The following is a 13,979-nucleotide window of genomic DNA, read 5'->3' as shown; positions in this document are numbered from 1 at the left end:
ATAAATAATAATTTTTGTTTAGATGATTATATAACTAATTTTTTACTTATCATATTATTAAATAAATATAAAGTATTTTTCAGATATAACATATGGTTAATGTTATTAACATGAATTAATAAATTATATATTTTTTATAGATATGGAATTTTAAATATTTTATATTTAATAGTCTAATACTAATAATTAATTATTAGTATTATAAAACTATGAATATAAATTTTATTTCATAAAATAATATCATATTGGAGTTTATCTTTTATGTCTCAACAAAATAACTTTGATGTCATAGTAGTAGGTGGTGGTCATGCAGGTATAGAAGCTGCTATGGCATCTTCTAGAATAGGTAAAAAAACATTATTAATTACGCATAATTTGAATACTATTGGGCAAATGTCATGTAATCCTGCTATTGGTGGAATAGGAAAAGGTCATCTTGTAAAAGAAATAGATGCTTTAGGTGGCATAATGGCTCATGCTATAGATCATTCTGGGATTCAATTTAGAATTTTAAATTCTAGTAAAGGTCCTGCAGTTAGAGCTACTCGTGCACAAGCTGATCGTATATTATATAGTAAAATAGTAATAAATTTGCTAAAATCTCAAAGTAATTTGATGTTATTTCAATCAGAAGTAGATGATTTAATTATAAAAAATAATAAAGTCATGGGTATTATTACTCATACTGGTTTAGAATTAAAAACAAAAACTATTGTACTAACCGTAGGAACTTTCCTAAATGGAAAAATACATATGGGACCAATAAATTATGATGGTGGTCGTTTAGGTGATTTGCCTTCTATTGCTTTAGCAAGGAGATTAAAGGATTTAGCAACAAATATTAATCGGTTAAAAACTGGTACTCCACCTCGTATTGATGCTAGAACTATAGATTATAATTTACTAAATCCACAATATAGTGACAATGTAATGCCTGTTTTTTCTTTCATGGGTGATGTATCACAACATCCTACACAATTACCATGTTGGATAACTAATACAAATGAAAAAACTCATGACATCATACTGAATAACATCAATAAAAGTCCAATGTATAATGGAAAAATAAAAAGTACTGGACCACGTTACTGTCCATCAATTGAAGATAAAGTGATGCGTTTTACAGATCGTGTTTCACATCAGGTATTTCTTGAACCAGAAGGATTAACCAGTAATACCATATATCCTAATGGTATTTCTACTAGTCTACCTATAGATATTCAAATCAAAATGATTAGATCTATAAATGGCATGAATTATGCAAAAATAATACATCCAGGATATGCTATAGAATATGATTTTTTTGATCCAAGAAATTTAAAACAAACTTTAGAAAATAAGAATATTAAAGGTTTGTTTTTCGCTGGTCAAATTAATGGGACTACTGGTTATGAAGAAGCAGCAGCTCAAGGGTTACTAGCTGGTTTAAATGCTGCGCGTCAGGCATCTGATTTAGAAGGTTGGATCCCTAGTAGAACTGAGTCTTATATTGGAGTATTAGTTAATGATCTTTGTCAACTAGGCACTAAAGAACCATATCGTATGTTTACTTCACGTGCAGAATATAGATTAATACTAAGAGAAGATAATGCTGATATACGTCTAACTAAAATAGGACGTGATTTAGGTTTAATCAATGATATTAGATGGAAATATTTTAATCAAAAACTAGAATTAATCGAAAAAGAAAAAAAACGTCTTAGATCTTTTAATATAAATATTCAATCTCCCTTAATTAAAAAAATAAATGCAATACTTGATAATCCTTTAGTAAAAGAAACAACTGTAGAATCTTTATTGCGTCGTCCTGAAGTTAATTATTTTAATTTAATGAAAATTAAAGAACTTGGTCCTTGTCTGATAGATAAGCAAGCAGCTGAACAAGTAGAAATTCAAATAAAATATGAAGGTTATATTGTACGTCAAAAACAAGAAATTGATCGTCAACAGAAGAATTTAAAATTGCTTCTGCCTAAAAATATTAATTATTGTAAAATAAGAGGATTATCTAATGAAGTAATTATTAAATTAAATGATTATAAACCAGATTCTATTGGTGAAGCACTCAATATATCTGGTATTACTCCATCAGCTATTTCTATTTTATTAATTTATTTAAAAAAATATATGATGAATAAATATATTTAAATTTTATAGACTATAAAATAAATTAATTATATTTAAATTGAACCTAGTTAATATGCACAATAAAATAAGCATAAGACATTGAATTTTTATTATTTAATATGTAAAATTGTTTTTCATAATCGTATTTATATTTAAGATGTATATTTTAATTAATTAAACATCTTATTGATTTAATCATGATTATTGTGTATGTTGTATTTGGATTATTGATAATATTTTTACTATTGTAGTATGTAACATAATATATGAATTGCGAAAAAATATTACTTTTATAACTTTATAATTGTAAATTTCTATATGATATTTAATTAAAATTAGTTTATTATAATGTTTTAAAGATAAATAACAATTGTTATATAAATATTAAGAAAATGTTTTTTATTTCATTATATAGAACAATTAATTTGTTAATATCATAGAGAAATGATATTTTCTATTTTATTAATGTATGATTTGTTTATATTTTATCAGTTGCAAAAATGTTTAAAAATTTTTATAAAATATATGTTGCTATAATTGATTTATAGTGGTTTTAAAGTATTTTACCAATTAAAATGAAATCTGGTAATAATTAATGATAACATAAGGTATAATAGCCCTATGGCAATAAACAAAATTCCTAATTTACAGGAATATATAAGTCATCATCTTATAAATCTTCAATTAGATCTTCATAATTTAAAGTTAGTTAATCCTAATACTTCTAGTATTTATAAAAGTTTTTGGATATTAAATATAGATTCAATTTTTTTCTCTGTAGTTCTAGGTTTTTTGTTTTTATTAGTTTTTTACAAAATAGCAAATAATGTTACAACTGGTGTTCCTGGAAAATTACAATCAGGAATAGAATTAATTTTTGTTTTTGTTAATAAAAATATTAATGATATATATCGTGGTAAAAATACTCTTATTGGTCCTTTATCATTGACAATTTTTGTATGGTGTTTTTTAATGAATTTAATGGATTTAATTCCAATAGATTTATTACCTTATATTAATAAGCATATTCTAGGATTATCTGCACTACGTATAGTACCTTCTGCAGATGTAAATATTACTACATCCATGTCATTAGGTGTTTTTGTTTTAACTATCTATTACAGCTTAAAAATGAAAGGTATCTGTGGTTTTACAAGAGAACTAACCATGTTTCCTTTTCGCAATCCTATATTTATTCCTATAAATTTAATTTTAGAAAGTGTTAGTCTTTTTGCTAAACCTATTTCTCTAAGTCTTAGATTATTTGGTAATATGTATTCTGGAGAGCTAATTTTTATTCTTATTAATGGTCTATTACCATGGTGGCTACAATGGATACTTAATGTACCATGGGCTATATTCCATATTTTGATTATTTCATTACAAGCTTTTATTTTTATGGTTCTTACAATTGTCTACTTATCTATGGCATCTGAAGAACATTAAAATTTTTAATTTATAATTATTAATAATTTGAGGATTGATATGGGAAAATTAAGTGTAGATTTTCTTTATTTATCTGCAGCTATTATGATGGGATTAGCGTCTGTTGGAGCTGCAATTGGTATAAGTATTCTTGGAGGTAAGTTTTTGGAAGGAGCTGCACGTCAACCTGATTTAATTCCTATTTTACGTACACAATTTTTTATTGTAATGGGTTTAGTAGATGCAGTACCAATGATTACCATAGGTATAGCTTTATATTTGATGTTCGCTCTTACTTAAAATTCAATTTATTTTAAAAAATATGTGAACTGTCAATGTTATAGTTTGTTATTACAAATAATTTCAAGAAAATAATGTAACTAACATAATTGTCTACGTGAGTGGTGTAGTTTTAATAATTAAAATAGAGGTGTTTGATAAAGTGAATATTAATGCAACTATACTTGGTCAAACTATATCATTTATTCTGTTTGTTTTATTCTGTATGAAATATGTGTGGCCTCCTATTATTAATGCAATTGAAAAAAGACAAAAAGAAATTGATGAAAGTCTGAAATTTATTAAAAAAGCAAAAGAAGATGCAAATTTGACACTAGTAAATGCAGAAGATCATTTAAAAAAAGCAAAACAGACAGCTAAGTTTATTATTGATCAAGTTAATAATAATCGTATGCAAATTTTAGAAAAAGCTAAAGCTGAAGCTAATAATGAGCGTATTCGTATTATAGAAGAAGCACAGCATGAAATAGATCTTAAGCGTGATATTGTTTGTGAAGAACTACGTAAAAAGTTGGCTACATTAGTTATAATTGGTGCTGAAAAGATAATAAAACGTTCTATTGACAGAAATATCAATAATGACATTATAGATGAGTTAATCTCAGAATTGAAATAAGGAAATATTAATGTTTATTGAATTAATCACAATAGCTCGCCCTTACGCTAAAGCTATTTTCGATATTTCTCTTGAAAATAAAAATGTTGAACTTTGGCATCATATATTAACTGTAGTTGCACAAATATCTAGTGATACAGAAATTAAAAAAATCTTCCCTCAAAATTTATCTCCTAAAAATATGTATAATATATTTAATAAAATATGTGGCAATGAATTAATTCCTCAAGCTAAAAATTTGATTCAATTAATGGCTGAAAATAAGCGGTTAGATATATTTCCTACAGTTTTACATGAGTTTGGTAAATTACGAGATGCATATGAAACTACAGCTGAAGCTATTATAATTTCTGCCTTAGATTTAAGTATTAAACAATTAGAAGACATTAAAAATGTACTAGAAAAATATTTATTACGAAAAGTGAAATTAAAACATAAAATTGATACTTCTTTGATATCAGGTATTATTATTTATTTAGGAGACCTAGTTATTGATAATAGTATAAGTGGTCGTATCTCTCGTTTAGCAAAAATTTTACAATCTTAGGAAATCTAATCATATGCAACTAAATTCTACAGAGATTAGTGAAATAATAAAACAAAGAATTTCTCAATTTAATATTAAAACACAGTACTATGAAGAAGGCATTATTGTTTCTGTTGCGGATGGTGTCATAAGAGTATACGGATTAGAAAATGTGATGCAAGGAGAAATGATAGCCTTACCAGATAATCGTTATGCTATAGCTCTTAATTTAGAACGTGATTCTGTTGGCGCTGTTGTCATGGGAACTTCTGATGATCTTATTGAAGGCATGAAAGTTAGATGTACTGGACGTATTTGTGAAGTACCTGTAGGAGAAGGATTATTAGGCAGAGTAGTAAACGCACTAGGGATGCCAATTGATGGAAATGGTTTAATATCTAATAATGGATTTGCATCTGTTGAAGTTATTGCCCCTGGAGTAATAGATCGTCAACCTATTGATCAGCCAGTTCAAACAGGTTATAAATCTGTTGATGCAATGATTCCAATTGGACGCGGTCAACGTGAATTAATCATAGGTGACCGTCAAACTGGGAAAACAGCAATGGCTATAGATACCATTATAAATCAAAGAAATTCCGGTATTAAGTGCATTTATGTTGCAATTGGACAAAAAATGTCAACTATCTCTAATGTTATTCGTAAATTAGAAGAATACCAGGCATTGAAAAATACTATAGTTGTTGTAGCTTCTGCTTCTGAATCAGCTACTTTACAATATTTAGCACCTTATTCTGGTTGCACAATGGCTGAATATTTTCGTGATAATGGTAATGACGCATTAATTGTATATGATGATTTGTCTAAACAAGCTATTGCTTATAGACAAATTTCATTGTTATTACGTCGTCCACCTGGAAGAGAAGCATTTCCTGGTGATATATTTTATTTACATTCTAGATTATTAGAAAGAGCATCTCGTGTAACTTCTGCTTATGTAGAACGTGTTACAAAAGGAAATGTTAAAGGACGTACAGGATCTTTAACTGCTTTACCTATAATTGAAACACAGTCTGGCGATGTTTCAGCATTTGTTCCAACTAATGTAATATCTATTACAGATGGTCAGATTTTTTTAGAATCTAGTTTGTTTAATGCTGGTTTAAGACCTGCTGTCAATCCCGGCATTTCAGTATCTCGTGTTGGTAATGCTGCACAAAGCGAAATCATAAAAAAACTATCTGGTGGAATTAGAACTGCGTTAGCTCAATATCGTGAATTAGCATCTTTTTCTCAATTTGCTTCTGATTTAGATGAAATTACTCAGAAACAGCTAAAAAACGGACAAAAAATTACAGAACTTTTAAAGCAAAAACAATATAAACCAATGTCTATTGCTAATCAGAGTCTTCTATTATTCGCAGCTACAAATAATTATTTAGATGATATTGAGGTTAAAGATATTAATAGATTTGAAGAATCATTAATAGATTTTGCAGAAAGAAATTATGCTGATTTGTTACAAGAAATTAATATAAATGGCAAATATAATAGAGATATTAGTACAAGATTAAATAACCTATTTAACACATTTAAATCAACTCAATCATTGTAGTATCTTTTTAAATTTAACTGTGAATAATAATATTAGGATATTAAAAATACATCGATGGCTAGCATAAAACAAATACGTAATAAAATAGAAGTTGTAAAAAATACACAGAAAATAACAAAAGCAATGGAAATGGTTGCTGCATCCAAAATGCGTAAATCTCAACAACGTGTATTAGCTAGTAGACCATACCATGACATGATAATTCAGGTTATAAATCATATTACGTTAGGTAATTTAGAATACAGACATCATTATCTAACAGAACGTGAAGTAAAAAAAGTTGGTTATTTGCTTATTTCAACTGATAGAGGATTATGCAGTGGTTTAAATATAAATTTATTTAAAAAACTATTAGTAAATATAAAATCTTTTCAAGAAAAAAATATAGGAACTGATTTATCTATTTTAGGTTCTAAAGGAATTTCCTTTTTTGACTCTATTATAGGAATTAATGTTGTTGGACATATTAGTGGAATAGGAGATGATTTTGATTTCTCTGAAATAATCGGATTAGTCAAAGTTATGTTATCAGCTTATGATGAAAAAAATATTGATAGACTTTACATAGTAAGTAATAAATTTAATAATACGATGATTCAGATTCCATGTATTAACCAAATAATACCTTTATCACCTATTGAAAATAAAAGCAATATCAAATCTACATGGGATTATTTATACGAACCTGATTCTAAGACATTATTAGATAACCTACTATATAGATATATAGAATCACGGTTTTATCAAGCAGTATTGGAAAATTTGGCAAGTGAACAAGCTGCTAGGATGGTCGCTATGAAAGCTTCAACTGACAATTGTTGCAATTTAATAAGTGAATTAAATTTATTGTATAATAAATGTCGTCAGGCTAATATTACCCAAGAACTTATAGAAATCGTTTCAGGAGCTTCTGCAGTTTAATAAGCAGATTTATATAGAGGGTTTAAAATGGTAACTGGAAAAATTATCCAGATTATTGGAGCTGTCATTGACGTTGAGTTTCCTCAAGATAAAATTCCATTACTGTACAATGCTCTTGACGTACAAAATGGTAATAATAATCTAATATTAGAAGTACAACAACATTTAGGTGGCGGTATAGTACGTACTATAGCTATGGGGTCATCTGATGGATTAAAGAGAGGTTTAATTGTTACTGATCTAAAAAGAAAAATTCAGGTTCCAGTTGGAAAAGCTACTTTGGGACGTATTATGAATGTTCTAGGTGAACCCATAGATATGAAAGGACAATTTAAACAAGAAAACGGTGATGTACCTGAATTCATGTCTATTCATCAATCTGCACCTTCTTATATAGATCAAGCTAACTCTCAAGAACTACTAGAAACTGGAATTAAAGTGATAGACCTTATATGCCCCTTTATAAAAGGAGGTAAAATTGGATTATTTGGAGGAGCAGGAGTAGGTAAAACAGTAAATATGATGGAATTAATTCGTAATATTGCAGCTGAACACTCTGGGTATTCAGTATTTACTGGTGTAGGTGAACGTACTAGAGAAGGAAATGATTTTTATCGAGAAATGATTACATCAAATGTTATTGATAAAGTATCTTTGGTATATGGTCAAATGAATGAACCTCCAGGAAATCGTTTAAGAGTAGCACTTACTGGTCTTACTATAGCAGAAAAATTCCGTGATGAAGGACGTAGTGTTTTATTATTTATTGATAATATATATCGTTATATTCTAGCTGGTACAGAAGTATCAGCATTATTGGGTCGTATGCCCTCTGCTGTAGGTTATCAACCAACTTTAGCAGAAGAAATTGGTTTATTTCAAGAAAGGATTACTTCAACAAAAATTGGTTCTATCACTTCAGTTCAAGCAATATATGTTCCCGCAGACGATATAACAGATCCGGCGCCAGCAGCTACTTTTTCTCATTTAGATTCTACTATAACACTCAGTCGTCAAATTGCATCTCTAGGTATCTATCCTGCAGTTGATCCTCTTGATTCTACTAGCCGTCAATTAGACCCATTATTTGTTGGCCAAGAACACTACTATGTAGCTAGTGGAGTAAAAAGTATATTACAAAGATATCAAGAATTAAAAGATATAATAGTAATATTAGGCATGGATGAATTATCTGAAGAAGATAAATTATTGGTATCAAGAGCTCGTAAAATTGAACGCTTTTTATCTCAACCTTTTTTTGTAGCGGAGGTTTTCACAGGTTATCCAGGAAAATATGTTTTTCTAAAAGATACTATTCGCGGATTTAAAGGTATAATAGAAGGTGAATTTGATAATTTGCCTGAACAAGCATTTTATATGGTTGGAACTATTGAGGAAGTGATAAAAAAAGCAAAACATTTATAATTTAGAAAATGTTTAAGAGCATAAAATATAATGATTAAAAACTATCAGTTAGATGTAGTTAGTGCAGAAAAACAGTTATTTTCTGGTTTAGTACAAAAAATTCAAGTATCAGGTATTGAAGGAGAATTAGGCATTTTTCCTGGACATTCTCCTTTGTTAACTATACTAAAACCAGGAATGATTGGTTTGGTTAAGAAAAATGGAGATACAGAGTTTATTTATCTTTCCGGTGGTATACTTGAAGTACAGCCAAACCGAAGTATAGTTTTAGCTGATATTGCGATTAGAGGAACCGATTTAGATGAAAAACGTGCATTAGAAGCAAAATTTAAAGCAGAACAACAAATAAAAAACAGACATAAAGATGTTAATTATTTAATAGCTTCTATAAAGTTAGCAAAAGCTATAGCAAAATTACGTGTAATCGAATTAACTAAAAAATCAATTAAATAATCAAAGATATAAATCATATTTTATGTGTAATAATTTAATAAATATAGTCATTCTTGCAGCAGGTAAAGGAACACGAATGTGTTCAAATTTACCAAAAGTGTTGCATAAACTAGCAGGTAAATATATTGTCGAGTATGTAATTGATGTAGCCAAAGAGATTAATAAAGATAAAATTTACATTGTATATGGTTTTAAAGGAGAATTGCTTAAACAATATTTAAATGATTCTTCAATAAACTGGATATTACAGGATAAACAACTGGGTACAGGACATGCAGTCGCACAGGTACTACCATATCTTCATGATAATGAAAAATTATTAATTTTATACGGTGATGTTCCATTAATTTCTAAAGAAACTCTAGAACGTCTATTCAGTATACAACCAAACGACGGTATTGGGTTGTTAACAGTAATATCAGATAATCCAAATGGATATGGTAGAATAATTAGAAATAATGGGATTATTACAGAAATTATTGAACATAAAGATATTATAAATGATCAATATTTAAATATCACAGAAATTAATACGGGTATAATGATTGCTAATGTAAGAAAATTAAGATATTGGTTAAAAAATATTACTAATGAAAATGCTCAAAAAGAGTTTTATTTAACAGATATAGTTAAAATAGCTTATCAAGATAATTGTTTTATTCAATCTGCTAGTCCAGTAAATTTATATGAAATAAAAGGCGTAAATAATTGCATACAATTAGCAAATGTAGAAAGAATTTATCAAAATATACAAGCAGAAATTTTAATGCTATCTGGAGTTACAATATTTGATCCAAATCGTTTTGATCTGAGAGGTACATTAATATGCGGAATTGATGTTGAAATTGATACTAATGTAATTATAGAAGAACATGTAATACTAGGTAATAGAGTAAAAATTGGATCTGGTTGTATTATTAAAAATAGTTTTATTGGTGATGATTGTAATATTTATCCTTATTCAGTTATAAGTAACTCAAATTTATCTATAAAATGCAAAGTTGGTCCATTCTCTCATTTTCGTAATAATGTTAAATTAGACAAAAACTCATGTATAGGAAATTTTGTTGAAATGAAAAATGTTTCTTTAGGCAAATCTTCAAAAGCAAAACATCTTTCTTATCTTGGAGATGCAATAATAGGTGCTAATGTAAATATTGGAGCCGGTACAATAACTTGTAACTATGATGGTAAAAATAAATTAAATACTGTTATTGGTAATAATGTTTTTATTGGTGCTTGTAGTCAATTAGTTGCTCCATTGGATATTTCAGAAAATGTTACTATAGCTGCTGGAACAACTGTTTTAAAAGATGTAAAAAATAAAAATTTAGTATTAAATCCTAAAAAACAAATTCATAAAAAAGATTGGAAACGTCCATCAGAAAGATAACTTTATTTTTTTGATATTATCATTTAATAATAATTTTAAGAAAAATGTTATTATGTGTGGAATTATTGGTGCTGTTGCGCAACGTAATATAACAAAAATTTTGTTAGAAGGTTTATTACGTTTAGAATACCGTGGATATGATTCAGCTGGTCTAGCTGTAGTGGATAAATTTGGAAATTTTAATCGCTTTCGTTGTTTAGGAAAAGTGCAAAAATTAATAGAAGCCACTCAAAATAAAAATTTAATAGGGTTTATTGGATTAGCTCATACACGTTGGGCAACTCATGGAATTCCTTCGGAAGTTAATGCACATCCACATATATCTGAATACATCATTGTCGTACATAATGGAATGATAGAAAATCATGAACAACTAAGAAAAGAGCTTATATCATGTGGATATTTTTTCTCTTCTGAAACTGATACTGAAGTAATAGCACATCTATTACATTTAAAACAAAAACAACATGGAGGATCTCTATTAGAGATAGTTTTACAAACAATTCCTCAAATCAATGGATCATTTGGAATAGTAGTTATGGATAGACGTAATCCAACAATTCTTGTAGCTGTAAGAATAGGTAATCCTTTAGTGATTGGTTGTGGAGTGGGTGAAAATTTTGTTGCATCTGATCAGCTGGCTTTATTGTCTATAGCCAATAGTTTTATTCATTTAGAAGAAGGAGATGTTGCAGAGATTAGCTGCGATAAAATTAATATTTTTAATGTTATGGGTAATATTGTTAATCGAAACGAGATTAAATCTCATATACATTATGATATAACAAGTAAAGGTAATTATAATCACTATATGCAGAAAGAAATCTATGAACAACCTACAGCAATTGAAAATACATTAAGAGGACGTTGTAAAAATAAAGAGATAGATCTTGAAGAATTAGGAGTAAATATAAAATTTCTAAAGAAAATTAGACATATTCAAATTATTGCTTGTGGTACATCATATAATTCTGGATTAGTTTCACGTTACTGGTTTGAATCTTTAGCTAATATTCCTTGTGATGTTGAAATTGCTTCTGAATTTCGATATCGCAAATTTCAGGTAAGAAAAAATAGTTTACTAGTTGCTTTGTCACAATCTGGTGAAACTGCTGATACTTTAGCAGCGTTACGTTTATCAAAAAAATTTAATTTTATAGGATCATTAGCAATATGCAACGTACTTCATTCTTCAATAGTACGTGAATCTGATTTATATTTAACCACTAAATCTGGAATTGAAATAGGAGTAGCTTCTACTAAAACTTTTAGTACACAGTTAACAGTTTTATTAATGTTAGTAATTAAGTTAGGTAGTTTGAATGGTATGAATTTAGAAGTACAGCATAACATTATTAAAGCAATTCAAACATTGCCTTATCGTATAGAGCAAGTTCTAGCTAAAGATAAGATGATAGAAGAAATAGCTAAAGATTTCTTTAATAAAAATCACGCATTATTTATAGGTAGAGGTGATCATTATCCAATAGCTATGGAAGGAGCACTAAAGTTAAAAGAAATATCTTATATTCATGCTGAAGCATATGCAGCAGGAGAATTAAAACATGGCCCACTAGCATTAATTGATGATAAAATGCCTGTAATAGTGATAGCACCAAATAACGAACTTTTAAGAAAATTGAAATGTAACATCGAAGAAATAAGAACTAGAGGTGGTTTATTATATATATTTACTGATCAAAACACAGATTTTAAAGATACATATAATATGAAAATAATTCAGCTACCATATGTAGAGAATATAACGGCTCCTATTTTTTATACAATTCCATTACAATTACTTTCCTATTATGTAGCTATTATTAAATGTAGAAACATAGACCAACCGCGTAATTTAGCAAAATCTGTTACTGTTGAGTAGTTATACATTTTCACTAGTGAATTTCTTAATTGCATTTAATATTCATCCCCTCTAATACGACTGCGATAACTTTCCCAGTCAAAATAAACCCAAATACTTTTTCCAAGTCTCATTCTATCCATAACTCTTTCTCCTAAAAGAGAGTTCATATTATTATGATCTAGATTTGATAACATACCTGTTGGTCGTTTAGATGAGGATCTTCTATCAACGATCTGGTTAATAATCATTTTTTCGTATCTCGATTCACTTTGTATCCCTATTTCATCAATTATTAGTAAATCAACATCACTTAAGTTTTTAATTAGCTGATCTTCAGTAATATCGCTAGTTTCATTAAAAGTGGCTTTCATACTAGACATTAAATCAGCAACAGTAACAATTAAGACACATTTACCTCTCAATATTAGTTCATTTCCTATTGCTGCTGCTAAATGATTTTTTCCTGTTCCAGGACGGCCAGAAAAAACAAAACTAGCAATACTATTATCAAATTCAATGGAATATTGTCTTGCTAATTTAAGAGCTTTACCTTGGCCTTCGTTCTCTACTTGATAATTATCAAATGAACAATTAATGTGTAACTCTCTAATACCAGATCTACACATAATACGTTGCATTTTCATTGCTTTATTTTCACGAGCAATGGTAGCTGAATTCAACCGTCCTTCTTCTTGATTCCATGCTAAAAGATCTTCACCTGTATTGAATTTTGGTTGAGTACCTTCTGGTATAATTTTTTTTATTCGACTTAAAATATTATTAAGCGTTTTCATTAATTATCCTCGAAAACCTTTAGGAATACTAAGAGTTGCATTAGATATTTGATTAACATTTACTCTTGATTTATCAAAATTACTATTACGGATCATTTGCAAATTGCGTGCAAATTTTTGTTGCCATTGAATATGATGAAATAAACTGCCTTCAGCATGCCAATATGATATAAATCCTGACAATTCAGCATCTGTAATCGGACTAGTCAATAGTATGCCCCAAATTGCAGCTTGTCTTATAAAATCAGAATCTGGTTGCCAACCATCATACATAGCATATTTTCCGATAGGTGTATAAATACTTCTACTTGTTTTATTATTGATAATATTGTTTTCTATCAATAGATTATTGTTTTTTGATGTATTTTCAACTTCTAGAGCTAATAATTTAGCTAAACGTTCAGGAGTAATAGCATACATTACTGGAGTATAGTTCTTTAATATAGCTAAAATACCTCCATCGCTTTTTTTTAAAGAACTAATAGGATTTTGACAAAACGAGTGTAAGCTTATAATTCTCGAGGATAAAATTTTTGCTGGCATTAATAAACCTGAAATT

General features: G+C 28.3%; 13 protein-coding genes. 11 read left to right on the top strand and 2 right to left on the bottom strand.

The genetic code is table 11. The annotated features are described in order from the left end of the window. The first annotated feature begins 261 nt into the window (after positions 1–261). From mnmG to glmS, 11 genes are all read left to right on the top strand, one after another. Positions 262–2,148, top strand: coding sequence for a tRNA uridine-5-carboxymethylaminomethyl(34) synthesis enzyme MnmG (gene mnmG, locus FD726_RS03455; RefSeq protein ID WP_159990201.1), 1,887 nt, complete (start codon positions 262–264; stop codon positions 2,146–2,148). Between the two features lie 600 nt (positions 2,149–2,748). Next, positions 2,749–3,573 (top strand): F0F1 ATP synthase subunit A, encoded by an 825-nt coding sequence (atpB, locus tag FD726_RS03450; protein WP_159990200.1) that lies wholly within the window; start codon positions 2,749–2,751, stop codon positions 3,571–3,573. Between the two features lie 39 nt (positions 3,574–3,612). Beyond that, entirely contained in the window at positions 3,613–3,852 is a 240-nt protein-coding gene (atpE, locus tag FD726_RS03445) for a F0F1 ATP synthase subunit C (protein WP_159990199.1), read from the top strand. A 142-nt stretch (positions 3,853–3,994) separates the two neighbouring features. Then, a complete protein-coding gene (gene atpF, locus FD726_RS03440; protein ID WP_159990198.1) occupies positions 3,995–4,468 on the top strand; it encodes a F0F1 ATP synthase subunit B in 474 nt (157 codons plus the stop codon). A gap of 10 nt (positions 4,469–4,478) precedes the next feature. Further along, a complete protein-coding gene (locus FD726_RS03435) occupies positions 4,479–5,015 on the top strand; it encodes a F0F1 ATP synthase subunit delta (RefSeq protein WP_159990197.1) in 537 nt (178 codons plus the stop codon). Between the two features lie 13 nt (positions 5,016–5,028). Beyond that, positions 5,029–6,570 (top strand): F0F1 ATP synthase subunit alpha, encoded by a 1,542-nt coding sequence (atpA, locus tag FD726_RS03430; protein WP_159990196.1) that lies wholly within the window; start codon positions 5,029–5,031, stop codon positions 6,568–6,570. A 54-nt stretch (positions 6,571–6,624) separates the two neighbouring features. Then, positions 6,625–7,491: a F0F1 ATP synthase subunit gamma gene (gene atpG / locus FD726_RS03425; protein ID WP_159990195.1), complete on the top strand. Its 867-nt coding sequence runs from the start codon at positions 6,625–6,627 to the stop codon at positions 7,489–7,491. A 27-nt stretch (positions 7,492–7,518) separates the two neighbouring features. Then, on the top strand, positions 7,519–8,916 hold the full coding sequence (gene atpD / locus FD726_RS03420; RefSeq protein WP_159990194.1) for a F0F1 ATP synthase subunit beta: 1,398 nt from the start codon (positions 7,519–7,521) through the stop codon (positions 8,914–8,916). A gap of 30 nt (positions 8,917–8,946) precedes the next feature. Next, positions 8,947–9,369, top strand: coding sequence for a F0F1 ATP synthase subunit epsilon (locus FD726_RS03415; protein ID WP_159990193.1), 423 nt, complete (start codon positions 8,947–8,949; stop codon positions 9,367–9,369). Positions 9,370–9,391: 22 nt separating this feature from the next. Next, positions 9,392–10,762 carry a bifunctional UDP-N-acetylglucosamine diphosphorylase/glucosamine-1-phosphate N-acetyltransferase GlmU gene (glmU, locus tag FD726_RS03410; protein WP_159990192.1) on the top strand — a complete coding sequence of 457 codons (1,371 nt, stop codon included), beginning with the start codon at positions 9,392–9,394 and terminating at the stop codon, positions 10,760–10,762. Positions 10,763–10,814: 52 nt separating this feature from the next. Then, positions 10,815–12,644, top strand: coding sequence for a glutamine--fructose-6-phosphate transaminase (isomerizing) (gene glmS, locus FD726_RS03405; RefSeq protein ID WP_159990191.1), 1,830 nt, complete (start codon positions 10,815–10,817; stop codon positions 12,642–12,644). A 35-nt stretch (positions 12,645–12,679) separates the two neighbouring features. Here the strand turns inward: glmS and dnaC are convergent, their stop codons facing one another. Further along, positions 12,680–13,420: a DNA replication protein DnaC gene (gene dnaC, locus FD726_RS03400; protein ID WP_159990190.1), complete on the bottom strand. Its 741-nt coding sequence runs from the start codon at positions 13,418–13,420 to the stop codon at positions 12,680–12,682. A 3-nt stretch (positions 13,421–13,423) separates the two neighbouring features. Continuing rightward, positions 13,424–13,963, bottom strand: coding sequence for a primosomal protein DnaT (gene dnaT / locus FD726_RS03395; protein WP_159990189.1), 540 nt, complete (start codon positions 13,961–13,963; stop codon positions 13,424–13,426). Between the last annotated feature and the right edge of the window lie 16 nt (positions 13,964–13,979).

The sequence above is a fragment of the Pantoea sp. SoEX genome (genome assembly GCF_009829945.1).
Taxonomy (GTDB): domain Bacteria; phylum Pseudomonadota; class Gammaproteobacteria; order Enterobacterales; family Enterobacteriaceae; genus Pantoea_C.
The sequence above is the reverse complement of the archived record's forward strand: the minus strand, read 5'-3'. Positions and strand labels throughout refer to the sequence as shown.

What these genes read in the sequence shown, in the direction of transcription:
- atpG (WP_159990195.1), top strand. Translation starts at nt 6,625, where the DNA reads ATGGCTAGCATAAAACAAATACGTAATAAAATAGAAGTTGTAAAAAAT.
- atpB (WP_159990200.1), top strand. Translation starts at nt 2,749, where the DNA reads ATGGCAATAAACAAAATTCCTAATTTACAGGAATATATAAGTCATCAT.
- glmU (WP_159990192.1), top strand. Translation starts at nt 9,392, where the DNA reads ATGTGTAATAATTTAATAAATATAGTCATTCTTGCAGCAGGTAAAGGA.
- glmS (WP_159990191.1), top strand. Translation starts at nt 10,815, where the DNA reads ATGTGTGGAATTATTGGTGCTGTTGCGCAACGTAATATAACAAAAATT.
- atpA (WP_159990196.1), top strand. Translation starts at nt 5,029, where the DNA reads ATGCAACTAAATTCTACAGAGATTAGTGAAATAATAAAACAAAGAATT.
- FD726_RS03415 (WP_159990193.1), top strand. Translation starts at nt 8,947, where the DNA reads ATGATTAAAAACTATCAGTTAGATGTAGTTAGTGCAGAAAAACAGTTA.
- mnmG (WP_159990201.1), top strand. Translation starts at nt 262, where the DNA reads ATGTCTCAACAAAATAACTTTGATGTCATAGTAGTAGGTGGTGGTCAT.
- atpD (WP_159990194.1), top strand. Translation starts at nt 7,519, where the DNA reads ATGGTAACTGGAAAAATTATCCAGATTATTGGAGCTGTCATTGACGTT.
- atpE (WP_159990199.1), top strand. Translation starts at nt 3,613, where the DNA reads ATGGGAAAATTAAGTGTAGATTTTCTTTATTTATCTGCAGCTATTATG.
- dnaT (WP_159990189.1), bottom strand. Translation starts at nt 13,963, where the DNA reads ATGCCAGCAAAAATTTTATCCTCGAGAATTATAAGCTTACACTCGTTT.
- FD726_RS03435 (WP_159990197.1), top strand. Translation starts at nt 4,479, where the DNA reads ATGTTTATTGAATTAATCACAATAGCTCGCCCTTACGCTAAAGCTATT.
- dnaC (WP_159990190.1), bottom strand. Translation starts at nt 13,420, where the DNA reads ATGAAAACGCTTAATAATATTTTAAGTCGAATAAAAAAAATTATACCA.